This is a genomic window from Pedobacter kyonggii (assembly GCF_004310665.1).
Classification (GTDB): Bacteria; Bacteroidota; Bacteroidia; order Sphingobacteriales; family Sphingobacteriaceae; genus Pedobacter; species Pedobacter kyonggii.
Window position 1 is genome coordinate 16,658 of sequence record NZ_SIXF01000017.1, and the last position, 25,294, is coordinate 41,951.

At 38.7% G+C, this 25,294-nt stretch carries 27 protein-coding genes; 9 read left to right on the forward strand and 18 right to left on the reverse strand.

All coding sequences use genetic code 11. From position 1 onward, the window contains the following. Positions 1–89: 89 nt before the first annotated feature. The 3 genes from EYS08_RS16360 to xth all read left to right on the forward strand — a co-directional run bounded on the left by EYS08_RS16360 (position 90) and on the right by xth (position 2,144). Positions 90–608 carry an RNA polymerase sigma factor gene (locus EYS08_RS16360; protein ID WP_131031042.1) on the forward strand — a complete coding sequence of 173 codons (519 nt, stop codon included), beginning with the start codon at positions 90–92 and terminating at the stop codon, positions 606–608. Between the two features lie 78 nt (positions 609–686). Beyond that, positions 687–1,055 carry a response regulator gene (locus tag EYS08_RS16365; protein ID WP_131031043.1) on the forward strand — a complete coding sequence of 123 codons (369 nt, stop codon included), beginning with the start codon at positions 687–689 and terminating at the stop codon, positions 1,053–1,055. 312 nt (positions 1,056–1,367) lie between these two features. Then, positions 1,368–2,144 (forward strand): exodeoxyribonuclease III, encoded by a 777-nt coding sequence (gene xth / locus EYS08_RS16370; RefSeq protein ID WP_131031044.1) that lies wholly within the window; start codon positions 1,368–1,370, stop codon positions 2,142–2,144. Positions 2,145–2,149: 5 nt separating this feature from the next. On the opposite strand, the gene EYS08_RS16375 is transcribed toward xth, so the two are convergent. From EYS08_RS16375 to EYS08_RS16405, 7 genes are all read right to left on the reverse strand, one after another. After that, complete coding sequence (locus tag EYS08_RS16375) at positions 2,150–2,557, reverse strand: PAS domain-containing protein (protein ID WP_131031045.1); 408 nt, start codon at positions 2,555–2,557, stop codon at positions 2,150–2,152. A gap of 186 nt (positions 2,558–2,743) precedes the next feature. Beyond that, entirely contained in the window at positions 2,744–3,010 is a 267-nt protein-coding gene (locus tag EYS08_RS16380; protein ID WP_131031046.1) for a hypothetical protein, read from the reverse strand. Then, entirely contained in the window at positions 3,010–4,125 is a 1,116-nt protein-coding gene (locus EYS08_RS16385; RefSeq protein ID WP_131031047.1) for a M42 family metallopeptidase, read from the reverse strand. Before EYS08_RS16385 ends, EYS08_RS16380 begins: the two co-directional genes overlap by 1 nt. Before the next feature lie 106 nt (positions 4,126–4,231). Next, on the reverse strand, positions 4,232–4,639 hold the full coding sequence (locus tag EYS08_RS16390; RefSeq protein WP_244215974.1) for a GNAT family N-acetyltransferase: 408 nt from the start codon (positions 4,637–4,639) through the stop codon (positions 4,232–4,234). Positions 4,640–4,641: 2 nt separating this feature from the next. Further along, a complete protein-coding gene (locus EYS08_RS16395) occupies positions 4,642–5,235 on the reverse strand; it encodes a hypothetical protein (protein ID WP_131031049.1) in 594 nt (197 codons plus the stop codon). An 18-nt stretch (positions 5,236–5,253) separates the two neighbouring features. Then, positions 5,254–6,426: an MFS transporter gene (locus EYS08_RS16400; RefSeq protein WP_165456487.1), complete on the reverse strand. Its 1,173-nt coding sequence runs from the start codon at positions 6,424–6,426 to the stop codon at positions 5,254–5,256. A gap of 89 nt (positions 6,427–6,515) precedes the next feature. Further along, positions 6,516–8,057, reverse strand: a complete 1,542-nt coding sequence (locus EYS08_RS16405) for an acyl-CoA carboxylase subunit beta (protein WP_131031050.1) — start codon at positions 8,055–8,057, stop codon at positions 6,516–6,518. 946 nt (positions 8,058–9,003) lie between these two features. On the opposite strand from EYS08_RS16405, the gene EYS08_RS16410 reads away from it, so the two are divergent. The 3 genes from EYS08_RS16410 (at position 9,004) to can (ending at position 11,729) form a co-directional block, all read left to right on the forward strand. Further along, positions 9,004–9,306 carry a hypothetical protein gene (locus tag EYS08_RS16410; protein WP_244215975.1) on the forward strand — a complete coding sequence of 101 codons (303 nt, stop codon included), beginning with the start codon at positions 9,004–9,006 and terminating at the stop codon, positions 9,304–9,306. A 156-nt stretch (positions 9,307–9,462) separates the two neighbouring features. Beyond that, complete coding sequence (locus tag EYS08_RS16415; RefSeq protein ID WP_131031052.1) at positions 9,463–11,070, forward strand: SulP family inorganic anion transporter; 1,608 nt, start codon at positions 9,463–9,465, stop codon at positions 11,068–11,070. A 2-nt stretch (positions 11,071–11,072) separates the two neighbouring features. Continuing rightward, on the forward strand, positions 11,073–11,729 hold the full coding sequence (can, locus tag EYS08_RS16420; RefSeq protein WP_131031053.1) for a carbonate dehydratase: 657 nt from the start codon (positions 11,073–11,075) through the stop codon (positions 11,727–11,729). Between the two features lie 66 nt (positions 11,730–11,795). Here can and EYS08_RS16425 read toward each other — a convergent pair whose 3' ends face one another. The 3 genes from EYS08_RS16425 to pruA all read right to left on the reverse strand — a co-directional run bounded on the left by EYS08_RS16425 (position 11,796) and on the right by pruA (position 15,512). Then, a complete protein-coding gene (locus EYS08_RS16425) occupies positions 11,796–12,056 on the reverse strand; it encodes a hypothetical protein (RefSeq protein WP_131031054.1) in 261 nt (86 codons plus the stop codon). 113 nt (positions 12,057–12,169) lie between these two features. Then, positions 12,170–13,678, reverse strand: a complete 1,509-nt coding sequence (locus EYS08_RS16430; protein WP_131031055.1) for a sulfatase family protein — start codon at positions 13,676–13,678, stop codon at positions 12,170–12,172. A gap of 199 nt (positions 13,679–13,877) precedes the next feature. Then, on the reverse strand, positions 13,878–15,512 hold the full coding sequence (gene pruA, locus EYS08_RS16435; RefSeq protein WP_131031056.1) for an L-glutamate gamma-semialdehyde dehydrogenase: 1,635 nt from the start codon (positions 15,510–15,512) through the stop codon (positions 13,878–13,880). A 184-nt stretch (positions 15,513–15,696) separates the two neighbouring features. Between pruA and EYS08_RS16440 the strand changes: the two genes are divergently transcribed. After that, a complete protein-coding gene (locus tag EYS08_RS16440; protein WP_394343120.1) occupies positions 15,697–16,260 on the forward strand; it encodes an ATP-binding cassette domain-containing protein in 564 nt (187 codons plus the stop codon). Positions 16,261–16,303: 43 nt separating this feature from the next. On the opposite strand, the gene EYS08_RS16445 is transcribed toward EYS08_RS16440, so the two are convergent. The 8 genes from EYS08_RS16445 to EYS08_RS16480 form a co-directional block, all read right to left on the reverse strand. Next, a complete protein-coding gene (locus EYS08_RS16445; protein WP_131031058.1) occupies positions 16,304–16,768 on the reverse strand; it encodes a 4'-phosphopantetheinyl transferase family protein in 465 nt (154 codons plus the stop codon). After that, positions 16,758–17,018, reverse strand: a complete 261-nt coding sequence (locus EYS08_RS16450; protein ID WP_131031059.1) for an acyl carrier protein — start codon at positions 17,016–17,018, stop codon at positions 16,758–16,760. The genes EYS08_RS16445 and EYS08_RS16450 overlap by 11 nt, the downstream gene beginning before the upstream one ends. Then, the gene (locus EYS08_RS16455; protein WP_131031060.1) at positions 17,011–18,288 is read right to left on the reverse strand and encodes a beta-ketoacyl-[acyl-carrier-protein] synthase family protein; all 1,278 of its coding nucleotides are present in this window, start codon (positions 18,286–18,288) and stop codon (positions 17,011–17,013) included. Before EYS08_RS16455 ends, EYS08_RS16450 begins: the two co-directional genes overlap by 8 nt. Further along, the gene (locus EYS08_RS16460) at positions 18,281–18,718 is read right to left on the reverse strand and encodes a 3-hydroxyacyl-ACP dehydratase FabZ family protein (protein WP_131031061.1); all 438 of its coding nucleotides are present in this window, start codon (positions 18,716–18,718) and stop codon (positions 18,281–18,283) included. The genes EYS08_RS16455 and EYS08_RS16460 overlap by 8 nt, the downstream gene beginning before the upstream one ends. A gap of 18 nt (positions 18,719–18,736) precedes the next feature. Further along, positions 18,737–19,789: a type III polyketide synthase gene (locus tag EYS08_RS16465; RefSeq protein WP_131031062.1), complete on the reverse strand. Its 1,053-nt coding sequence runs from the start codon at positions 19,787–19,789 to the stop codon at positions 18,737–18,739. Next, complete coding sequence (locus EYS08_RS16470; RefSeq protein WP_131031063.1) at positions 19,786–20,499, reverse strand: methyltransferase domain-containing protein; 714 nt, start codon at positions 20,497–20,499, stop codon at positions 19,786–19,788. The genes EYS08_RS16465 and EYS08_RS16470 overlap by 4 nt, the downstream gene beginning before the upstream one ends. A 3-nt stretch (positions 20,500–20,502) precedes the next feature. Further along, positions 20,503–21,630, reverse strand: a complete 1,128-nt coding sequence (locus tag EYS08_RS16475) for an NAD(P)/FAD-dependent oxidoreductase (protein WP_131031064.1) — start codon at positions 21,628–21,630, stop codon at positions 20,503–20,505. A 439-nt stretch (positions 21,631–22,069) separates the two neighbouring features. Beyond that, on the reverse strand, positions 22,070–23,209 hold the full coding sequence (locus tag EYS08_RS16480) for a sterol desaturase family protein (RefSeq protein ID WP_131031065.1): 1,140 nt from the start codon (positions 23,207–23,209) through the stop codon (positions 22,070–22,072). A gap of 235 nt (positions 23,210–23,444) precedes the next feature. Between EYS08_RS16480 and lpxK the strand changes: the two genes are divergently transcribed. Both lpxK and EYS08_RS16490 read left to right on the forward strand, forming a co-directional pair. Then, positions 23,445–24,506 (forward strand): tetraacyldisaccharide 4'-kinase, encoded by a 1,062-nt coding sequence (lpxK, locus tag EYS08_RS16485; protein WP_131031066.1) that lies wholly within the window; start codon positions 23,445–23,447, stop codon positions 24,504–24,506. After that, positions 24,478–25,293, forward strand: coding sequence for a purine-nucleoside phosphorylase (locus EYS08_RS16490; protein ID WP_029275454.1), 816 nt, complete (start codon positions 24,478–24,480; stop codon positions 25,291–25,293). The genes lpxK and EYS08_RS16490 overlap by 29 nt, the downstream gene beginning before the upstream one ends. Position 25,294: the final 1 nt, after the last annotated feature.

The window sequence follows — 25,294 nt, forward strand, 5'->3', positions numbered from 1 at the left end:
TAAATAAACCGTAAAAAATCGGGTATTTCTACAAATAACATTGCATGGTGCTATTTGTTGAATATTTACAATCAGCCCTAAAACGAATCATGGAAACATTAAATTTCAATTGCGACATATACCAATACAGACAACCACTTTTTGATCGCGCACTAGCTTATACGCGTGATGAAGACGATGCCGCTGATTTAGTTCAGGATACCTTTATGAAAGCGTTTAGGTTTTCGGCTAAGTTTGAAATGGGAAGTAACGTACGCGCTTGGCTTTTTACAATTCTAAAAAATACCTTTCTTAATCATTATTACAAGGTAAAACGGAAAAATGAAATGATCCAGCAGGAAGAGGATTTAACTTCCATCCAACTGGTTCCAAGCGCATCAACTAACGGTGGTGCGGCAAAGTTTATGATGGAGGACATTCAAAAGTCATTAAATGCCTTGCCCGAAGATTGCCGTTTTTGTTTTTGCCGTTATTTTGAAGGTTATAAATATCATGAAATTGCTGCTGAACTTGATATACCATTGGGCACTGTAAAAACCAAAATACATGTAGCAAGAGGACTTCTTAAAAAGATGCTTAAAAATTATAAATCTGGGTTGGCTGCCTAACCTTCTCATCGTTTATTCGGTAAATTCAGGTATAAATACGCCATGTGAGATAATTAACTTAAACTAGATTTGTTGCATATGAGCAACGTGCTAGTTAAGAAAATCTTTGTAGTTGATGATGATGAGAACATCCACGACATTATAAATTTAATTTTTGAGGAAGAGCATTACCTTATTAAAAGCGTTTTAAGTGCTGATAATTTGGAAGAAGCAATCGCTGATTTCCTGCCTGATATTATTTTATTGGATATCTGTATTGGTAAACATGATGGTCGGGATATTTGCAATAAATTAAAGCACAATCCTAAAATAGCTCATTTGCCCATTATATTGGTTTCGGCTTTAAATATGGATAATTTAGGTTGCTCACCAACTGCCATCATTGAAAAACCTTTTGATATTATGGATCTCCAACAGAAAGTAAAAACTTTGTTGGATAAAAACTAAGGTCATTTGAGCAAAAAAAAGGGATAGACTAACAGCCTATCCCTATATCTAAACTCAAACATGCGCTCAAACATGAATGAATCTCCAAAATTAAACATTTTAGTTTATTATTAGTTTTAAAAAGTAGTGTAAATAGTTAAGACTAGATGTTATGAGGATGTTAAGCCACGCTTAGTTTTACCATCTGAAATACTTAGTTTCATTTTTGAGTTTTATTGCGGAGATTTATAAAATGAAATTATCATGATTTTCAAAAACCGTACTCCAGATCAATCATGACTGCTTCAGCATCATTAAAACATATTGATACAGATGAAAATAGCAACTTATAATGTAAACGGAATAAATGGGCGCTTACCTGTTCTTTTACGTTGGCTGGAAGAAACCCACCCTGATGTGGTTTGTTTACAGGAATTAAAGGCACCGCAAGAAAAATTTCCGGAGCAGGCTATTAATGATGCTGGTTACAATGCCATTTGGCATGGCCAGAAAAGTTGGAATGGCGTTGCTATATTGGCTCGAAACCTGGAAATAAAAGAGCTAAAAAGAAATTTGGATGGCGATCCTGAAGATTTGCACAGCCGATACATCGAAGCAATGGTGAATAATGTTATAATTGGTTGTCTTTACCTTCCGAATGGAAATCCGGCACCAGGGCCAAAATTCGAATATAAGTTACGATGGTTTGAACGTTTTACCGCCCATGCCGCAAAATTGTTAGAATATAACTTGCCAGTGGTTTTATGTGGCGATTATAATGTAATACCTACAGAGCTGGATGCTTATAAACCAGAACGTTGGGTTGAAGATGCTTTATTTCGTCCTGAAACCCGTTTGGCATTTCAAAATTTAATGGCACAAGGCTGGACAGATGCGATCAGAAAATTATATCCAACTGAAACGATATATACCTTTTGGGATTATTTCAGGAATGCATACGGTAGAGATGCGGGATTAAGAATTGATCATTTTTTACTAAGTCCTCAGGTTAGTGATCGCTTAAAAGCTGCGGGGGTAGATAAACAAGTGAGGGGCTGGGAAAAAACAAGCGATCACGGTCCGGTATGGATTGAACTAAACGAGGCTTAATATTATTACGACTTATTCTTTAAATCGGTTACATCTAAAATTGTTCCTATTAATTTTAAGCATTCACCATCCTGTTGGGATAGTATTCCATCTGCTTTAATCCATCTGATTTCTCCGTCAGGTCGGCAAATTCTGTGTACTGTGTGGTAGCTGTTTTTTTCTCTCGAAACTGTGAGTTCAATTTCGTCCTGAACATGGTCAAGGTCTTCTGGTAGAATTAAACCTAAAACTTTTTCATAACTTAAAACCTCATCTGGTGGGCAACCTAGGTTTTTCTTAAACGACCGGGTTGAACGGAGTATACCCGTTGTTATACTTAATTCCCAAAAACCAAGGCCTAGGTGGTCGAACACCACATCCCAATGATCATCGCAGATAATGGATAGATCAATATTTTTTTTATTTGTACTCATAAATAAAGGATAAACTATTTGAGGAAATTACATAAACAATGTAAAATATTTCGAGTATTAATAAAAATAAACGTAGTGCTCAGGGGTTTAAATAAAATGAGGAGCAAAAGGTAGGATGGTTTAACGTAGTTGCCTGAGCAGGCAAAAAATAAGTCAAGCTTTAAAACTTGACTTATTTGGGAATAATTAATGCTGATTGGTGTTTTTTGACTTTTCGATTAGTTCTTTTTGATCGCTCAAATCTTTATAGTAAAAATAACCACCAAATCCTAAGATGAGGATGATATTACTTATTTTGAAACTATGATCAAGCCAATAACTAAATGCTGGCACATTACCACTAAAACTTTGTTTAATGTTTGGCCAGGAGTTAAGAATGAAAATAATAACAATCATTAGCAAAACCTTTAGCAAGGTGCTGAGGATGATCTTTTGGTGATTTACTTTTTCCATTACTTAAATTCTCTGAAATCCTGGCCGTCGGTAATGTTCAATAAGCTTTCATAAATCAAGCTGATTACATTGTCAACATCCTCTTTGTGTACCATTTCTACGGTAGTATGCATATAGCGTAACGGCAGCGAAATTAATGCTGATGGTACGCCACCATTCGAATAGGCAAAAGCATCGGTATCAGTTCCGGTAGAACGCGAAGATGCCTGACGCTGGAAAGGAATATGATTTTTCTCAGCCGTTTTAATTAATAATTTATTTAAATTGGTTTGAACAGCTGGGGCATACGAAACTACAGGACCTTTACCGGCTGATAAATCGCCTTGAATGTTTTTGTTAATCATTGGCGTAGTGGTATCGTGTGTTACATCAGTAATAATGGCCACATTGGGTTTAATGCGCTGAGCAATCATCTCGGCACCGCGTAAACCGATTTCTTCCTGTACGGAGTTTACAATATATAAACCGAAAGGAAGTTTCTTCTTGTTCTCTTTTAATAAACGTGCTACTTCGGCAATCATAAAACCGCCCACACGGTTATCTAAGGCACGGCCAACATAATAGCGGTCGTTCAAAACCATAAACTCGTCTTCGTAGGTAATTACACAGCCTACGTGGATGCCTAATTTTTCTACTTCTTCTTTTGTAGTACAACCACAGTCTAAAAAGATATTTTTTAGTTCTGGTGCCTGTTCTTTTTCGCCATGGCGGGTGTGGATTGCTGGCCAACCGAACACTGCTTTAACCATTCCCTTTTCAGTATGGATATTCACACGTTTTGATGGCGCAATCTGATGATCTGAACCGCCATTACGGATTACATAAATTAAACCATCTGCGGTGATGTAATTTACATACCAGGAAATTTCATCGGCATGTGCCTCTATAACTACTTTAAAAGTAGCTTTAGGGTTAATAACACCTACAGCGGTACCGTAGTTATCGATAAAATGTTCGTCGATATATGGTTTTAAATAGTTTAACCAAAGTTTTTGTCCTTCCCATTCGTAACCGGTAGGAGCAGGATTATTGATGTATTCTTCAAGAAATTGCAGCGATTTTTTAGTAACCACAGCAACATGTTTTTTCTTTTCTTCGTCTTTTTTCTTAGCCATAATGTTATTCTATAATTGTTCGCCATCCTGAACTTGATTCAGGCTCTGATTAATAAGATGCCGAACTAAATCCGATAGCTATCGGATCAGCATGACGGTTGGTAATTTAAAGTTCTTTTTCCATTACCACAAAATCGTAACCATCTTTAAAAAAGGTTTTATCTGTTTCGTGGAAGCCAAATTTAAAATAAAATTCCTTAGCATTTACACGTGCGTTGCACCATAGTTTTGTCGCTTTTTGAATTTTACAAAAATCAAGGATATATGCCATTAGTTGTGAGCCATAACCTGCTTTTTGAGTATCGGGCAGAACGGCAAGTTTACGGAACTGATAAACATCCCCATCATGAAATAGGGAAACCACTCCAGTTAACTTATGATTGAGGTATAATCCAAAATGGATGCTGTCAAAATCATCGGAAAGCTTTACACGATCAAAAGGTAATTCTGGATACATGGCCTCATGCCTGATCCGCCAGGTTAGAGAAGGGAATATTTGCTCAATTTGAACCATAGTTATAATAAAAAGCTAAATCCGATTTTTCCGCCAATTCCGTAATAGGTATCGGTTTTGTTAATTGCAGCAAGAGGACCTAAAGCCAACTCGAAGTTAACTTTTCTGCCAACAGTGGTTTGAAATCCCCACTGCGGCATAATATTGATCTGATAACCATATACGGTATCGCTCTGTGTGGGGATAATGGCTAACACATCAAGACCTACATAGCCAGCACTGTTATTTAAGGTTCTTTTACCTTTTTTAATCCTTCTGTTAAAATTGTAATAATGCCTAAATCCGGCATTAAGAGCGGGGTAAACTTTAAAATCTGTGTCTGTGTTAAAGCTAAAATTATAATTGTTATCAATTGAGATCTCCGTTTGATAAATAAAAACGCCTTGGGCCCCTGCACCAAAATAAACTGAAGTTGTTTTACCCACTTTTTGCTCTCTTTCGTAACCAAGTCCCAATATGGTCAACCTGATTTTATTTAATGACTTTACTTCGGTTGGCTGTTCTACTTTTGTACTGTCCTGCGCTTTTGCTTTACCGAAAATGGCCAGGCAAATAAGTAAGGCCGAAAATGTTTTGATTGCGTTTTTAGATTTCATGAAATTTTTATTGATTAGTTATTTGTTTTTTCTTCCGTAAAACTGATAAATTAAAATGTTAAGGACAATTATACCTGTCATTCCATAACAGAATAATGCCCATCCACCTTGGTCCCACAGCCACAAACCCAAGGCTGAGCCGCAACTGGCACCAATAAAACTAACTGACATAAAAATGGTGTTTAGTCTATTTCTCGCCTCTGGTATTAAGGTGTAAATTCGGGTCTGGTTGGTTACATGTATGGCTTGCTGGCCGATGTCTATAAGTACAATGCCAATTACAAATAGGTACAAATGGCTGCCCGTAAAATAAAACAATGCGATACTAACGATTTGTAATATAAAACCAATCATTAAGTTTTTGCGCGGATTGTTACCATCGCTTAACTTTCCAACTAATGGTGCCGCCAATGCACCCGCTGCCCCAGCAATTCCAAATAACCCAATCTGCAGGGTTTGGAAATTAAAGGGTGAGTTAGCCAGAAATAATACCATGGTAGTCCAAAATGCACTAATAATTGCGAAAGCCAGGAAGTTAATAATCGAAGTCTCTCTTAAGGCAGGTTGGGTTTTGATATAACTGAACATCGAACGCATGAGTTCCTTGTACGTTCCTTTAAAAGCAGGGTAGCTTTGCGGAAAGCGTTTAGCCATTAAAAGAATAAGCAGTCCACAAATTCCGGCTGCAATATAATAAACAGCTCTCCAACCTAGCCAAAAGCCAATACTGCCACTTACCGCCCGCGAGGCCAAAATTCCAACCAGCAAACCACTCATAATCATCCCAATATTGGCCCCACGATTTTCATCGGTACTTAAATTAGCCGCTAAGGGCAAAATCAATTGGGGTACAATAGAGCAGGTGCCAATTAAAATTGAGGCAACTTCCAGTACAAAAAAGGTGTGTGAAACCGCGGCAACCAATAAGGCGAAGATTGCAAGTCCGGTAATTATGAGAATCTGTTTTTTACGTTCAAACATATCGCCCAGAGGCACTAAAAGGAAAAGTCCTAAAGCGTAACCGATCTGCGTGAGGTAGGTAATACGTCCGGCATCGGTTTCAGTGAGACTAAAATCTTTTGCAATTAAGATTACCAAAGGTTGGCAGTAATAAATGTTTGCAACAATTAGGCCTGTGCAAAAAGCCATGAGGAGGATATCGGCGCGTGATAATTTCTGAGTAATCTGCATTTAGTCTTAAGTCGGAAGCCTTCAGTCATGAGTCTTAATGGTCTGGATTGATACAAACCTTACTATGCACCAATGACTGGGATTATTTTCTACAAAGGTATATTTCCATGTTTCTTTCTTGGATTATTCACCACCTTATTTTCCAACATCTTAAAGGCTTTTATCAACTTTGTACGGGTTTGGGCTGGCTCAATCACCTCATCAACAAAGCCGCGTTCGGCCGCCCGATATGGGTTGGCAAAGATATCTGAATATAATTTTTCTTTCTCCAGCCATTTTTCTTCAGGGTTTTCCGCTGAAGCAATTTCTCTTTTAAAAATAATTTCTGCGGCACCTTTTGCACCCATTACAGCAATTTCTGCACTAGGCCAGGCGTAGTTCATATCTGCACCAATATGTTTGCTGTTCATCACATCATAAGCACCACCATAAGCTTTTCTGGTAATTACAGTAATGCGTGGTACAGTAGCCTCGCTAAAAGCGTATAATAATTTTGCACCATTGGTGATAATGCCATTCCACTCCTGATCTGTACCTGGTAAAAATCCCGGAACATCTTCAAATACCAATAATGGAATATTAAAGCAATCGCAAAAGCGGACAAAACGGGCTGCTTTGGTTGAAGAATTACTATCCAAAACACCTGCTAAATAAGCGGGCTGATTGGCTACTATACCAATACTTCTTCCCGCAATACGGGCAAAGCCTACTACAATATTTTCAGCATAAGCTGCATGTACCTCTAAAAAGCTGTCCGTATCAGCTACGGCAGAAATCACTTCACGTATATCGTAAGGCTGCGAAGCATTTTCTGGCATAAAAGTATTTAATTCCGGTCGACTTTCATCAGTTGTTTCGTAAGGTAAATGATCGACTATTTCCTCACAGTTTTGCGGCATATAGCTCAGTAGTTTCTTTACATGGTTAATAGCCTCAATTTCATTGGCACAGGCAAAATGGGTAACACCCGATTTTGTAGCATGTGTGCTGGCACCTCCCAATTCTTCTGAGGTTACTTCTTCGTGCGTTACCGTTTTAACTACATTTGGGCCAGTAACAAACATATAAGAAGTATTTTCTACCATTAAAATAAAATCGGTAATGGCTGGCGAATAAACAGCTCCACCTGCGCATGGCCCCATAATGGCCGATAGCTGCGGAATTACGCCCGAAGCCTGTACGTTTTTATAAAAGATATCGGCATAGCCGCCTAAAGAAACAACCCCTTCCTGAATGCGGGCACCGCCACTATCATTTAAACCGATCAGTGGTGCACCATTTTTCATGGCCATATCCATAAGCTTGCAAATTTTTTCTGCATGGGTTTCGGAGAGTGAACCGCCAAACACGGTGAAATCCTGAGAGAATACATAAGTTAACCTGCCATTAATTGTTCCATAGCCAGTTACTACACCATCGCCAAGATATTTTTCGCGTTCCATCCCAAAATCAGCACTTCGGTGGGTAACCATCATGCCAATTTCTTCGAAGCTCCCTTCATCCATTAGAAAATGAATGCGCTCTCGGGCTGTAAGTTTGCCTTTTTTGTGCTGACTATCGATTCGGGCCTGTCCACCGCCAAGGTTTGCCTGGTTGATTTTATCTTTAAGTAATGCTATTTTTTTGTCCATTGCAACGCTATGAGATTTTAAAATTAAAAATTACTAGCGGTAATGCAAGGTAAACGGGGTGTTATTTTATCCTAGTCCAGCATGTGATGTTGAGTAAAGCAGGGGCGGGTTAGAGTCGCGATCGTCATGCTGTCCTGAATGTTCGGGATCAGCATCTTTCTGCCCATTAAGCCCCTGAAATAAATTCAGGGTGACGATAAAATGCAAAAATGTCTAAAGATTATACCTTAAAGGGGAGATTAATAATCGAACTGAGGTTAATAGGAAACGGTTGGTTCCGGGCTTTTGGCAATTTCAGTCCCGATTGTCGGGAAGAGCTTCCGATGAAGGATCGGAAGCTCTTCCCGACAATCGGGTTTATTTGACAAAGTTTGGTGCCTTGAAACAAACCCTTGTTAACTAAACCCGACAGGAGCGAACACATAGTGTAACGAAGTAAAGCGGATGGCGGGGCTACAGCACCCATGAAATACTGCCCTTTCATTTCCAAAAAAAAAAATATTATAATGAATTGGAAATGAGCAGTTCTGAGCTTTTGGCAATTTCAGTCCCGCTTTTGGTACGAGTTCCGATGAAGGATCGGGAGCTCTTCCCGACAATCGGGTTTATTAAACTTAGGTTGGTGGAAGAAGTCAAATCTTTCATCCGCTTAGGGTAAAATTGTGCGGTTTGGAATATGATTTTTATTAACTAAATCAAACTGGAGCAATATCCTTTTTGGCCTCGGTTAATTTAATTTATCACGGAACTAAGTATTTCCAAAATTTTTAAATGGTAGGCTTTTTATGTCGAATGCAATCGCCTATCTGTTATATTACATTTTTTTTACAGCTTAAAGCATTGAAAAACCAATAATCCGTTTATTTTTGTAACCATTAGGATTAAAATAACATTAGGGTTTTAGATGTTTTTAAGGAAATACAAGTATTTAATCGTTGCCTCATTCATGTTCATCTTCATGGCGAAGATGGGTATATCTGGTGCGCCGGTATTTTGTGCGAGTATTGACAAGGAAATCATGAACGCTGTAATCATGCAAATCGAGTTAGAGCATGAAGGCGGAAAAGAGACCGCCAAAGACATTGCAAAGTTTACCGATTTCAAACTCATCGAGCTTAATCATCCCATCTTTTCTTACGAGTTCTCTTCGAGCCATTTTTTTCTGAAGAGCAGTTTCATCGAACATTTTAAAAGATATGTAGATCCATATCATCCTACTGTTCCAACACCGCCGCCTAACTTTATCTAATTTTTTACTATTTGGGGTAATTATTGTGCCTAATCAATTGAATTGAGCATAAATGCTTTGTTAAAATGTTTACATTGTATTGCTGTGCCATTCTGAATATACCTTACAATTCCCCAGCGATTTATTCGTTAAAATTTACTAGATAATTATATCGTTATGCAAAAGTTTAACCCGGCCTTTTCAGGTTCGGACGTGAAGAAATATATTCTTAAAAAGAATTTAAAGAAAGATTTACCTGCAAGTATTGTAGTGTTTTTAGTAGCATTGCCACTATGTTTAGGTATTGCACTAGCCTCAGGTGCGCCATTATTTGCTGGTTTAATTACAGGTATTATTGGAGGGATAGTGGTTGCCTCTTTTAGCGGCTCGCAGTTAAGTGTGAGTGGCCCTGCCGCAGGTTTAACCGTTATTGTTTTAGGTGCCATTACCTCTTTGGGCAGTTATCAAACCTTTTTACTTGCCGTTGTACTGGCAGGGGTATTCCAGATGATTTTAGGTCTGGTTAAAGCCGGAACTATTGGTAATTACTTTCCGTCTAGTGTAATTGAGGGCATGCTTGCAGCAATCGGACTGATTTTGATTTTAAAACAATTACCACATGCATTAGGTGTTGATACCGATTTCAGTGGTGATGAGGGATTCTTTCAACAAGATCATGAAAATACTTTTTCTGCGATTACTGCTGCAGTAAGCCATTTTAGTTTGGCTGCGGTGATTATCAGTTTATTATCAATAGCTATTCTAATCGTGTGGCCTAAATTTCCAAAATTAGCAGTAGTACCTGCGCCATTATTGGTGGTAACTTTAGGAGTTCTCGGAACTTTACTTTTTGCAGGTACCGATCATGCACTACGTGCCGATCAGATGGTGAAAATTCCAGTGGTAAGTGGTTTTGGCGAATTTTTAGGCCTGTTTACCATGCCCGATTTCTCTCAGTTGGCTAATAAAAATGTTTACATTACAGCTGCAACTATTGCTGTTGTAGCCAGTTTAGAAACTTTATTAAGCATAGAGGCAGTAGATAAAATAGATCCGATTAAACGTGTATCGCCAACAAACAGAGAGTTAATCGCCCAGGGTTTAGGTAACATCACCAGTGGTATGGTTGGTGGTTTACCTATGACATCGGTAATTGTACGGAGTTCGGCAAATGTAAATGCCGGTGGCAGGACCAAAATGTCGGCTATTTTTCATGGTGGTTGGTTACTGTTATCATTGCTGTTCATCCCTGGATTAATTAACATGATTCCATTATCGTGTTTAGCTGCAATTCTTTTGGTAACGGGTTATAAATTAACACGCATCAGTTTGTTCAAACACATGTACCATAAAGGCTGGGATCAGTTTATTCCATTTGTTGTTACAGTATTGGCTGTGTTATTTACCGATCTGTTAAAAGGTGTAGCCGTTGGTATGTTGGTTTCGATTTTCTATTTATTGCGTACCAATATGCGTAACCCATTCTTTTACAGAATTACGAGCGAAGGCGACAAAAAGCACATCAGAATTAAACTTGCAGAGGAAGTTTCTTTCTTAAATAAAGCAGCGATACAAGTAGTTTTTACGAATATACCTAAAGAAACAACTGTAATTATTGATGGATCAAATGCGAGGTATATAGATCCTGATGTGTTAGAAACCATTTATAATTACAAACATAATGCCTATACCAAAGGTATTATTGTAATCTTGGAGAACATCCAAAAACATTATACAGTACCAAAATTAAATATAAAAGTAGAAGAAGATATTAATAAGTCATAAATATGTGCGCAAAAACAATAGATACGAAAGACATAACATACGATAGCCTGTTACAAGGCAATAAGGACTGGGTTAAAGATACGATCGACAGTGATCCTGCCTTTTTTGATAAATTGTCTGAAGGTCAGAGCCCACCGGTATTGTGGATTGGTTGTTCTGATAGCCGTGTGCCTGCAAATCAGATCACGAATACTAAACCAGGCGATATTTTTGTACATAGAAACATTGCCAATGTTGTAGTGCATACCGATATGAATTTACTTTCAGTACTGGATTATTCCATTAATGTATTAAAAGTTAAACACGTTATCGTTTGCGGCCATTATGGCTGTGGTGGCGTGAAAGCTGCATTAGGCAATAAACAGGTTGGAATTATTGATAACTGGTTAAGAAACATCCGTGATGTATACCGCACTCACGAACGTGAGATGACTACAATCAAAGATCCCGATCAGCGTTTTGACCGCTTGGTTGAATTAAACGCCATTGAGGGCGCTGCCAATGTAACCAATACATCGATTGTACAAAGTGCTTGGGCCAATGGACAGGAACTATCTGTACATGCCTGGGTTTATAGCTTAAAAACAGGAATCATAAAAGACCTAAAAGTAACTTGTACTTGTCTTGATGATGTTGCCCCTGCGTTTAAAGTAGGATAAAAACACCATAATAAGTGCTGTTTTTTTAGTTGTTAGGAAAAGCTCCCGGTTTTACATCGGGGGCTTTTATTTTTTTGTGGTATTAGGCATATTTCCTGCTTCTCCCTTATTGCCTTTTTCTGCATCTGTTCTTGCTTCTTCCGAACCAAAATCGCCCATTCCGAAATCTCTGCCGAGGTTACCCGCTTCAGTTTCAACACTATTTTTCTTTTCGTTATCGTTGCTCCGGTGGCGCGGCACCTGCTGATCGGGCATATTGGTTTTATCGGCGCCATTATCAGCATTTTTATTGCCCAGATTTTTGTTGTTATCTTTTGTGTTTTTCATGATCTTCTTTTAAGCTGCTTATATAAAACAGCAGAAAAGAAGATTGGTTTTATATCTTTAAACTGGCGTTGTATAAATCGAGCTGGTCAAGAGAATCGACCAACTAATCTATTTTATTTAGTTTTCGCTTCTTCGGTACTTAATAAAGTTTCCAATTCTTTCACCTTTTCGGGATATTTTTGTGCAAGGTTGTTCTTTTCGCCCAAATCATCATTTAAGTTATACAGTTGCACAGTAGGTAGGTTTCCACTATCGGTACGGGTAAGCTTATAAAAAACTTCTCCTTTTGATGGCCTGATATATTTCCAGTTATCTTTAACAATGGCCAGTTGGTTACTCTGTTCGATAAAGAAATCACGGCCTTTTTGGTCTTTTCCGGTAAAAGCACCCCATACATTTTTACTATCAATGGCATTTTTACTTTCTACATTAAAAAAACCGGCAAAAGAGGCCAAAAAATCAATCTGTGAAACTAAGGCTCCAGAAACGCCCGGTTTGATTTTTGCTGGCCACGAAATGATAAAAGGTTCGCGTGTGCCACCTTCTAAGATGCTGTATTTTCCTCCGCGTAAACTGCCTGCAGGTGTATGACCATGTAATTTTTCGAAACCTTGATCTTCGTAGCCGTCCATAATTACAGGACCGTTATCGCTGCTGAAAATGATCATGGTATTTTTATCAAGGCCCAGGTATTTTAGTTGTTTAGTTATTTCGCCAACGGCCCAATCGAGTTGTAAAATTACATCGCCACGATTGCCTAGCTCGCTTTTTCCCTTAAACATGGTGGCAGGTAAACGTGGTACATGCGGTTCGGTAAAGGCATAGTATAGAAAAAAAGGCTCTTGTTTATGATCTTCAATAAAATTCTTCGCTTTGGTTAAAAAGGTAAACGGAATTTCCTCATCAGTCCAGCGAGCAAATTTGCCTCCTTGCATATAACCAATACGGCCAATACCGTTTACAATGGTTTGGTTGTGCCCATGATTAGCTTCAGCAGGCATTTTTAACAATTCTGGATGGTCTTTTCCTGTTGGATCGGTACCGACTGGATTTTTATAATCAACCGTAATGGGATCTTTAGGATCTAAACCTACAACCAATTGATTTTCCATAAAAACGGTTGGCACCCTATCGGCCGTAGCTGGGAAAATAAAGGAATAATCAAAACCTACTTCTCTTGGCCCGGGCTTTACTTCTTTGTTCCAGTCTTTTTCTACTGCATTGCCTAAGCCTAAGTGCCATTTGCCAACAAGACCTGTTTTATAACCTGCTTGCTGAAAAATTGAAGGTAGAGAACTATTATCTGTTGGGATAATCAATGCGGCATCGCCAGGCAAAATACCTGTTCCTTTTTTACGCCATGCATATCTTCCCGTCATTAAGGAATAACGCGAAGGTGTACAGGTGGATGCGGTTGCATGACCATTGGTAAACCGCAGCCCTTGCTTTGCCAAGGCATCAATATTTGGAGTTTTAATTTTTGTTGCGCCGTAACAGCTGAGGTCGCCATAACCCAAATCGTCTGCATAGATGATAATTACGTTCGGTTTCTTTTGTGCTGTGGCGTAAAAGTTAAAACTGGCGAGGCCAATAATGAGGGATAATAAAAATTTGTGGTTCATGGTTAGAAAAGATGTTGATGTTTTTAAAATTAATGAAATCGTCCTCGTTTATAACGAGGATGCACGGGGGCCACATTTTTAATGTGGAGTATAAGTTAAGCGATACAATCGCTTTTCTCCATAATCCTCGTTGCAAGCGAGGATTATATGTGCATAAAAAAGGCCAAACAATGATGTCTGGCCTTTATATATTGTGCTATTAATCTTCTGCTAAGAATGGGTAACGATAATCAGTTGGCGATTCGAAAACCTCTTTAATGGTACGAGGAGAAACCCAACGCAATAGATTGATCATTGAGCCCGCTTTATCATTTGTACCCGAGCCTCTTGCGCCGCCAAATGGCTGTTGACCTACAACAGCACCTGTACACTTATCGTTGATGTAAAAGTTACCGGCCGAATTGCGTAGCGCATGACTTGCCTTTTCAATTGCATATCTATCTTGTGCTATTAAAGCACCGGTTAAGGCATAAGGTGAGGTAGTATCGATTACTTCTAAAATCTGGTCGAAATTTTTATCTGCGTAAACATAAACCGTTAAAACAGGACCGAACAACTCTTCGCACATGGTTGTATATTTCGGATCATCAACCACTAGAACAGTTGGTTCGATGAAATAACCTTTGCTCTTATCGTAGTTGCCGCCGGCAATAACTTCTACACCTTTATCTTTTTTAGCCTGATCGATATATTTTGCCAATTTATCAAAAGAACGTTCATCGATAACGGCATTAATAAAGTTGCCAAAATCTTCTGTTCCGCCCATTTTAAAGCTGGCAAGATCAGTTAACATCTGTTCTTTAATTTCTGGCCAAAGGCTTTCTGCAATATAAACGCGACTAGCCGCTGAACATTTTTGTCCCTGGTATTCGAAAGCACCACGAACAATTGCCGTACTTGCTGCTTTTGTTTGTGCAGATGGGTGAACCAGGATAAAATCTTTACCGCCAGTTTCGCCAACAATACGCGGATACGATTTATATTTGTGGATGTTTGTTCCAATTGTTTTCCAGATTTCCTGAAAAACTTTCGTTGAGCCCGTAAAGTGGATACCTGCAAAATCAGGGTGGTTAAAAATCACTTCTCCAGTTTCTGGTCCATCAGCATATACCAAGTTAATTACACCATCAGGCACACCTGCTTCACGGAAAATTTCCATTAAAAGGTTAGCAGCATAAACTTGTGTATCAGCGGGTTTCCAAACCACCACATTACCCATCATAGCTGCCGATGCTGGTAAATTAGCAGCGATTGCAGTAAAGTTGAAAGGAGTAAGGGCGAAAACAAAGCCTTCTAATGGACGTTGTTCAACACGGTTCCAGCTTCCACGAGGAGAAACAGGAGGTTGTTGTTTGTAAATATCTACCATGTAGCTTACGTTAAAACGTAAGAAATCGATAAGCTCACATGCAGCATCAATTTCAGCCTGGTAGGCATTTTTGCTTTGGCCTAACATGGTTGCAGCATTTAATTTGTAACGGTATTTACCTGCAATTAGGTCGGCAGCTTTTAAGAAAATAGCAGCACGGTGTTCCCAAGCTAAGTTTTCCCAATCTTCTTTTGCCGCTAAAGCAGCATCAATAGCTTGTGTAATATGGGTTTTGTCGCCAATGCTAAATTGAGCTAAAATATGTTGGTGATCGTGTGGTGGAACAACTTTTCCCTTTTTTTGGGTATGAACCTGTTTGCCGCCAATATACATCGGGATGTCTTGTTGGTGTGAGCGTGCCTCTGCAAGTGCTTCTTTTAAAAGTGCACGTTCTTTACTGCCTGGGCCATAATTTAATATAGGTTCGTTTACCGGAGTGGGTACGTTAAAAAATCCTTTAAGCATATTTTATTTTTTATGATTTGGACAAAGATAATGCTTTTTGGGGTAGGCAATTCTATTATTCTGTAAAGAAAATAGAGCAAACGTTTGACTGGAATAGTCAGAGACAGAAGTCTGGAGACCGAAGCCGGTGAGCAGGTAATTTTAAATTTTGTTTAAATTTAATAGGAATAGTTCGCTTAAGTATTTGAACAATGCCTCTTTAAGAAATTTACTAAGCGTTGTGCCGCAAAAAATTGACCTTTTTGCAGGAAATGTAATCGAAAATATTGCCATTGGCGATTATGAACCAAATATGCAACAGATTATTAGTATTTGTACACAACTGGGGATTATCGATTTTATTGAAGCTTTGCCAGAAGGTTTTCAGACTTATTTAGGTGAAAACGGAGCCTCTTTATCAGGCGGACAAAAACAAAGGATTGCAATAGCAAAGGCACTGTACCGCAATCCTGAAATTTTAATTCTAGATGAAGCCACTTCCTCTCTAGATTCGGCTTCTGAGCAGTATGTGCAGCGAACAATAGATTTGTTGAGGATGCAAAAGAAAACAATCATCATCATTGCGCATCGGTTACCTACGATTAGAAAAACTGATCAGATTATTGTATTAGATAAAGGAAAGGTTGTAGAAGAGGGGAGCCATACTGAAATGATGATTGCAAATGGCCACTACGCCAATTTATGGAAACAGCAATTTGGTGATGATGATTTAACAAGCTTAATGATACCCTCTTTCTATAAGAGTTGATAACTTTTCTTGCCTCCTTGTTAGTAAGTTGTCAACTCTGGAATTAATACACCAAAGCCAAATATTGTCCATGGTGACTCACACAACCTGGTTTAGTGCATTTATAATCACTTGGATGATTTGGTGATTCGTAAATGGTTACTTTAATTTCTTCTAGCTCACTAGAAACAGGGGCAGCAATGGTATGGATGTATTGTAGCTGTATATCACTTTTAGTGAAATATGTATCGTTGTCTATACTCACTGTGCCTTTTATCTGATCGATATTTGGATAAATGGTGCAGTTTAAACTTTTAGGGGCAAAATTTCTGATTCCGGTTTTACGGTTATAAATTTTATAAGCCGATTCTTTCATACTCCATAACAGCCATACCATTTCATCGGGTCTTTTTGCTGATGAAATCAGTAACTGTTCTTCGGCGGTGAAAATTTTATCGAGATAATTTTTACGCCTCCAGTTACTTTGGATTTTAGCCAGACCCAGATCAACGATATCGTTACCCAGCATTCGCTTCCAGTTTTTGAGCTATAATTTCGGTGGTGGCTTTTACTGTAAGCATTTTAGCCATCGAATCGTTGTCTATTTCGATATTGAATTTCTCTTCAATATCTAAAACAATATCAACCAGGTTGGCCGAATTTATTTTTAGATCGTTTATAAAATCGGTGTTTTCGTCAATATGTGCCAAGGCTGATACCTCCTCGCTATAAGGTTCAACTATTGTTTTTAAGGCTTCGATGATCTCTTCTTTATTCATGGGTGTATTTTTGAAAAATAATGCAGGCGTTAATATCACCAAAACCAAAACTGGCTTTAGCTAAGATATTAATTGGTTGTTGAATTAAAGTTTGTGGAATGCATTTCGCATCAATTAAAGTGGTAACCTCGGGGCTTAGGTCTTCGCAATTAATATTGGGAAAAATAAATCCTTCTGAAAGCTCAAGCATTGAGGCTACACATTCTATGCTCCCTGATGCTGCAATACAATGGCCAATCATACCCTTTACAGAATTGATATACGGAAAATCATCAGCAGGTAGTTCTAGTGCTGCTTTCCAGTTTTCTATTTCCAGGGCATCTTTGGTTGTTGCAGTAAGATGGCCATTAATCACATCGATTTCCTGGGCTTCAATACCCGCATTTTTTAATGCTATTTGGATACATCGCTGTACAGCGGTAGGATTTGGCGCAGTCATAGTACCTAAGCCCCGCTGACCGCCAGAATTGATATGGCCTCCGAGTACTTCGCCATATATTTTGGCTTTTCTAGCCACCGCACTTTCGAGCGATTCTAATACCAAAGCACCCGCGCCGCTTCCAGGTACAAAGCCACTTGCCGTTTCACTCATAGGGCGGCTACCTTTTTCCGGTTCATGGTTATGTTTAAAAGTGCAAACTTTCATGGCATCAAAACCACCCCAGATATAAGGGCCGCTATCGCTTGTACTTCCTGCTAACATTCTTGTAGCCTGACCTGTTTTAATTCTTTCGTAAGCCAGCAATATGCTTTCTGCTCCTGTTGCACAGGCAGATGAATTGGTGCTTACCTGATTACCTAAGCCGAGCTTGCCACTGATAAATGCACTTACGCCGCTGGCCATAGTTTGTATTACAACAGAACTTCCCAGTTTTTTGATTTCAAGCGCATCTATTTTATTAATTGCCCATCTAAATTTATCTATACCAGAAGTACCCGCTCCGAAAATCGTACCGCTATCCCAGTCGGGCTCTTCATTATTTTCGATGGTTAAGCCTGCGTCTTTCCAGGCATCCAAACCAGCAATAACACCATATATAATTCCTGTACTGTTTAGGTTTCGTAATTCAAGCGGTGTAAAATATTGGCTGATCCGCTCTTCGCTAAGTACTGGCTTGCCTGCTATCTGACAAGAGAAGTTTAAGGCTTCCAGATCGGGTTGATGGCGGATGCCAGATAGTCCTTTTTTTATGGCATCCGAAAACTCATCAATGGTAGTGCCATTGGGTGCGCATACGCCTAAACCGGTAATTACGACTCTGTTACCCATTTCCTTTTGAAATTAACATGCCCGAAATGCGGCCTTTGCAAATCATTTCGCCTGCTGCATTTTCCATTTTTACTTTGCAACTTAGTTTATTAAACCTAAAATACACTTTCTCACTCGTTACTGTAACCTGCTCACTAGGGTAAACCGGTTTTAAAAAGTCAATAGCGTTTGACGTCATGGCGATGGATATATTTTGATCAATATCTTTTAACAGGTAAATGCCTAAACAGACCAATCCAATCTGTGCCATGGTTTCAGTGAGGATCACCGCGGGCGTTACCGGACGGTCTTTAAAATGACCCTCGTAAAACGGAAGGTTTTCAGGATAGATATATGTCCCGATTACGCCGTTTTCGTCAACATGCAGCAACTCATCAACAAATAGAAAAGATTTGCCGTAAGGGAGTTTAGCTAGGATCTCTTTTTTCATTAGTGATTAGTTGAATGATTACCATTGTAAAAGTATGCGCTGTGCAGAAAATCCAGGACCAAAACTTAACATCAGTCCTTTTTCTCCAGTCATTGGCTTTTTATCCATAATCCGTTCTAAAACATAGAGAACTGTTGCGCTGCTCATGTTTCCATAAAGCCTTAAAACTTCTTTCGTTTCGTCTATATTTTTGCCTATCTGGCCAAATAATTCTTCAACAATCTGGATAATCTTTTTTCCACCCGGATGGAAGATTAAATGGTTTATATTATTAATATCGAGGCCATTTTTGGAAAGAAAAGGATGAATGATATCTGGAAAATGATTCGAAATGGTTTCTGGAACTGCTACGTCCAGTACCATTTGCAATCCGGTATTGGTAAGTTTAAATCCCATCATCTCTTCAGCATCATAAAAATGGTACATTTCTTCAGCTAAAATTTCTGGCCCACTATCTTCTTCATTCGAACTTAACAGTACACAGGCGGCACCATCGCCAAATATTGCTGCACTTACAATGTTGGCCATCGAAAAATCGTTTAATTGAAAGGTTGCTGTTGGTGATTCTACTGCAACAACTGCGGCCCGTTTACCAGGATTTGCTTTCAGGAAATTCTTTGCATAAATCATGCCTGATACACCAGCGGCACAGCCCATTTCGGTAACCGGCAGCCGCACAATATCCTGGCGGAGTGTAAGTAAGTTGATCAGATAAGCATCTAAAGATGGGATCATGATACCGGTGCAGCTCACCGTAATGATGTAGTCTAAATCCTGAGCTTGCCAGTTGGCTTTTTCGAGTGCGGTTTCCAAACATTTGGCACCCAGCTTTATCCCTTCTCTTACATAAATGTTGTTTCTCTCCTCAAAACTTAAATCACTAAAAACCTCTTCGGGCGACATGATCGAGTATCTTTTATCTACTGCGGCGCTTTCAAAAATCTTTTTTACCTTTCGGATAAAGCGGTCATCCTGATCTTTTAGCCACATATCTAAAAATGGTAAAATTTCAGCGGTTGACCTCCAGAATTCGGGCAAGGCTTTACTTACTGCTTTTACGGTTACGCTCATATTGTTTTAATTATCCATTGGTAGCGGAAAGCCCATTTCCATTTTATTGAACTCGATTTCAGCTTTAATTGTTTGCTATATTTAAGCAAATCTGCCCTTTTAAACCCACGCAGAATTGATACTAATCCATCTTCTCTGGACATATCATTTAAACGGAATACATAACACAAAGCTTTAAACAGGTAATACGCCACTGCACTTCTTTGCAGGTCGTTTATTACAATACCCACGGCTGCCGAGTTTTTAAAATTCTCAAGCAGATCAATAATTTCTTCATCTTTAAAATGATGTAGGGTTAAAGTACAAAGCATAATGTCGCAAGGTTCTGTTTTACTTAAATCATCAAAAATATCGCTACAGGCGTAGGTTATATTGGGATAGTTTTTAGATAAACTTTGTGCATGATTTATAGTGTATCTATTGGCATCTATCCCTTTTAAAATAAAATGTAAACCTTGTTTATTTGCATAATCTGCCAAAGTGCGCAACATATCTCCATTTCCACAACCAATATCAGTAATACGAATAACCTCGTCCTTTGGTTTGCTAATGATTAAGCTCTTAACTCCTTCGAGTGTAACTTTATTGCCACCAAGGAGCTGATTGATGCTGGCTATTTTATCCAGTGCATCGCGTAATATCTCACCTTCCATAGCAAAGTCATCCATAATCTCCGGTGCTGTACTTCTATATGTGGTATCTATTGGCATTTATTATAAAATCTTGATCGGTTTACCATGTGTCTGTTTAATTATTTTATGGAGAAGAAAGGGCATTTTAGTCAACGCACTCATGGCTAAACTTTCGAATTTATTGTTCCTTAGCAAAGAAGATAATACGCTGCCCACTTTTAAGCGGCTTTTAAATTCCTTGTTCCAGTGTAAAGTATAAGTTTTTTCCAATGCTGCACGCGAACCAATTTTTCCCTCCATTTTTTGATGCAAAAGTTCTGAAACAATTTTGGCACTGTGGATGGCCATGGCCATGCCGTTGCCACAAAGTGGATGAATTAATCCGGCAGTATCGCCAATCATTAAAATATGGTTATACACAGGTTCTTTAGTTTCGAAAGAAATCTGACTGATGGTTAATGGTGCATCGAATAAACAGGTAGCATTTTCGAAAATAGCTTTCAAATGCCTATTTTTATAGAGTGCGTTTTCCTGGAAGGCAAGCAGGTTTTTATGTTTTTTGAACCGCTCATAGTTAGCTAGATAACAGATATTCAATCGGTCATTTTCAACCTTCGAAACGCCACAATAGCCACCTTCAAAATTATGAAGGCTTACCAGATTATTCGGAAAATCGGCTTTGTAATGGGCTTTAACTGCCAGGTATGGTGATTGTTTATTGATGAAATTCCGGTTTAGCTTAACATCAATTGCTGACCTTTTTCCATAAGCACCAATAAGGTAAGTGGCAACAAAAGCGTTTTTAGCAGTTGTTACCATAAATTGATTATTGGCAAAGTTAATCTGTACTACGCGATCATGAATTACGTTTATTTTTCTCCTGATCAGTTCGGTATATAGATAATGATCGATGGTGTATCTGCTTAAACCAAAGCCGCCAAGGGGTAATTTAGTTTTTATGCTTTTGCCAGAAAGGGAAGTGAAAAGCAGTTCGCTTATTAATGTGGGCGCCAGATTTTCAATACCCAGACCGAGCCATTCAAAATAAGGGAGCACCTCATTCGAAATATATTCGCCGCAAACTTTATGATGGGGATAGGTATCTTTTTCGATCAACGTAACATTTAAACCCGCCTTATTCAGGTGAAGTGCGGCTGTTAAACCTGCCAATCCACCACCAATAATTAAAATTTCTGTTTCGGCCCGCATATGATAAGATGGAATCCCAATATAACATTTAAAATTCGGGTTTGTTCCATTTAAGCTTCTTTAACCGCTGAGATCATGGAGAGAAAAATACAGAGGGCACCGAGTTGGGTGTGCAATGTGTTGTCGGAACAAGGTGCTGTCAGATGTTACCATCTGACAGTTTCGTTTGCGCTCGTTTCTAAACGAGTGCACAAATAGCTTTACGATTTTATCGTTTGTGACGATTGATTGTCTTTTCTGGGAGGTTCAAAAACCTTTAAAAGTAGCAGTGTCAGTTTTGAATAAACGGGCTTTCCGCTATATTCCCGATTCTTCATCGGGAATATAGCGGAAAGCCCGACTAACATTAATTATGTTTACAGACGCTGCTTTCCAAATAATCTTTATAATTATCATCTCTTTTGCGCTTGTCATTAAACAAGCGTTAGCTTAATCTATTTTATCTATCACTTCTTTCTTCCATATTCAAATCGGTATCAAAAGGGCTTTTTGTAAATGGATAAATGGATTGTTTAACAAAACCTTTCGGATATGAAGCTTCATGTACACCTGTTCCGGCGGGCCATTCTTTGCCTGGTAAGTAATAGGTGCCGAACATCATATCAATAAAGGGGAATATTGACGCGAAGTTATGGCCATAATATTTAGGATCTTCGCAATGGTGCCAATAGTGATATTGGGGTGTAGTAAAAATGTATTTTAACGGGCCAAAATTAATCCTGGTGTTGGCATGGATGAGTACCGCATGTATGGCAATAAATATAATGTACACATTGAAAACGGTAGATGAAAAGCCCAAAACATAAAGTGGGATAAAGGTCATTGCCCTGGTGAAAAATATATCAATAAAATGAGTACGGCTTCCGGCCAGCCAATCCATATTTTGTGTAGAATGGTGTATGGAATGGAAACGCCATAAGGCTACCCGGGTATGGAAAAAACGATGTGCCCAGTATTGAAACAAATCGGTACTGAAAAAAGCCAAAAACAAGGCCACTACAAATGGGAGGCCTTGTACCCAGGTGTGCAATTTATCTAAACCTATCCAACCGAAAAATAATACGGCAGGTTTTTGGGTTACAATGCCAAAAAACTGAATAAATAGGTGACTGATTACAAAATAGGTTAAATCGGTACGCCATTCTTCGTGGAATTTGGTTTGATCATTATTTTTTGGGAAAAACAATTCTAAGGGAACAAAAATGGCAACCATTAACAGCAGATCTAAAATCATCCAATCAAGGCCGAAGTGCCAGCCTGATTTGGCTACATCTCTACCTTCTACACTCAAAGCACCCAATATTACGGCCAAAGCACCAAGTGCAAAGCCTGGCCAGGCCCATTTTAGTTTTTTACTAAGGATTAAGCTCAGTAATGAAAAGAAGAAACACCCTATAACACCGCCAAGCATTAAAGCTTCCATACTGTTTTTTGTGTAAATTTCACGGAATTCGGGGGTGGTGAGCTTTTCTGGATAATGAAAACACAGGATACCTAAAAGCGCCAATACAGCTAAAAAAATAGAAATAAATCCACTAATCTGGCCCTGGCCCACTACTAATCTTTTGTTCGGAGACATTAAAATATGTTTTGGTAGAGAACAATGATAATAAAAAAAGACAAAATATGGTCGAATAACTTTTGCATAGTTGGTTAATGCGGTTAATCGGTTAATTGACTTCGGACTCTGGACTACCGACTTCGGACTAATTCAATTTTCTACAAACCATTTCATTGATTAAGGGTTGCTTTATTGGGTATCGGCTTAGCCATGCCTTTCTTTTTTAAATAATCAGTATTTTTGAAACCACGATATGCTACTGAACTATCTACGCCTTTTATTGCTTCCTTTTTCGATCATTTATGGAATGGCTATTCTCCTCCGTAAAAAACTTTATGATTGGGGATTAATGCGATCTGTAAAGTTCGATTTACCGGTAATCTGTGTAGGCAATTTAGCCGTTGGCGGATCGGGCAAAACGCCAACAACAGAGTATTTAGTGAAGTTGCTGGCCGATTATAAAATAGCCATACTCAGTAGGGGATATGGCCGGAAAACGAAAGGCTTTATCATTGCCGATGGCGCTGCAACTGCCGAAACGATAGGGGATGAGCCATTACAGTACCATCAAAAATTTGCAGCCGTTACCGTTGCTGTTTGCGAAGACCGTGTAAATGGAATTAAACAATTGGAAGAGAATCATGATTTAGTTATCCTTGATGATGCCTTTCAGCACCGCGCGGTAAGGGCAGGTTTTAATATTTTGCTTTTCGAATTTAGAAAGTTGGGTACTTTACAGTTTTTATTGCCAGCCGGAAATTTAAGGGATGTTTTCTCCTCGCGTAAAAGGGCCGATGTATTGTTGGTTACAAAATCGCCAGTTCCGTTGTTACATGTTGCGCAGCAGGCCGCTATAAATGAGCTACAGCCAAATGCAAATCAACCTGTATTACATTCTTATTTAAAGTATGGCGATCTTATTCATTTATATGATAACGAAAGCCGCACGCTCGAGGCGATTAAAGATTTCGAAATTTTTCTGCTCACCGGAATCGCAAATCCTGCTCCGTTAATAGAAGAGCTTGAAAAATATACTAAAACCATTAAACACGAAGAATTTCGGGATCATTATGTTTTCAAAAATGATGATATTAAGAAGTTTAAATCGGTTTTTATGGCCAGTACTAAAAAAGATAAAATCATTATCACAACAGAAAAGGATAGCAAGCGTTTAAGAGCTACCGGATTTGAAGATTTACTGGTAGATTTACCTGTATATTATTTACCCATAGAGGTTGAATTATTTGAAGAAGATAAGATTACCTTTGACGAACTCATTTTAAACTATGTTAAGAGCAATAGAAGAAACCGTTGAATATATAAAACGTAAAACAGAGAACTTTAAGCCCGAAATAGGTATTATTTTAGGTACTGGCTTGGGTGGCTTGGTAAAGGAAATCGAAGTTGAGCATCAATTGATGTATTCTAATATTCCAAATTTTCCAATCTCTACTTTAGAATTTCATAGTGGGAAACTGATTTTTGGAACATTGAACGGGAAGAAAATTATTGCCATGCAAGGGCGCCTACATTATTACGAAGGTTACAGCATGCAACAGATTACCTTTCCGGTTAGGGTAATGAAAGGTTTGGGTATAGAAAACTTAATTGTATCTAATGCTGCGGGCTCGTTAAATCCTGAGTTTAAAAAGGGCGATTTAATGATTATCGATGATCATATTAATTTGCAGCCAGATAACCCATTGCGGGGTTTAATTGAAAGTGAATTAGGTCCTCGTTTCCCGGATATGAGCCAGCCGTATAAACGCGATATCATAGCCAAAGCGCTGGAAATAGCTAAAGATGTAGATATTAACTGCCATAAAGGGGTATATGTTGCCGTTTCCGGACCGAATTTAGAAACCAAAGCTGAATATAAATACCTGCGTTTAATTGGCGCTGATGCAGTTGGTATGAGTACCGTGCCTGAGGTTATTGTGGCCAATCACGCTGGTTTGCCTGTTTTTGCCATCTCGGTGTTAACGGATGAGGGTTTTCCAGAAGACCTGCAACCTTTTAATTTAGAAGAAATTTTAGCAGCAGCAGCCAAAGCCGAGCCTAAAATGACAGAGATTTTAACCCGCTTAATTTCTGAACTATAAG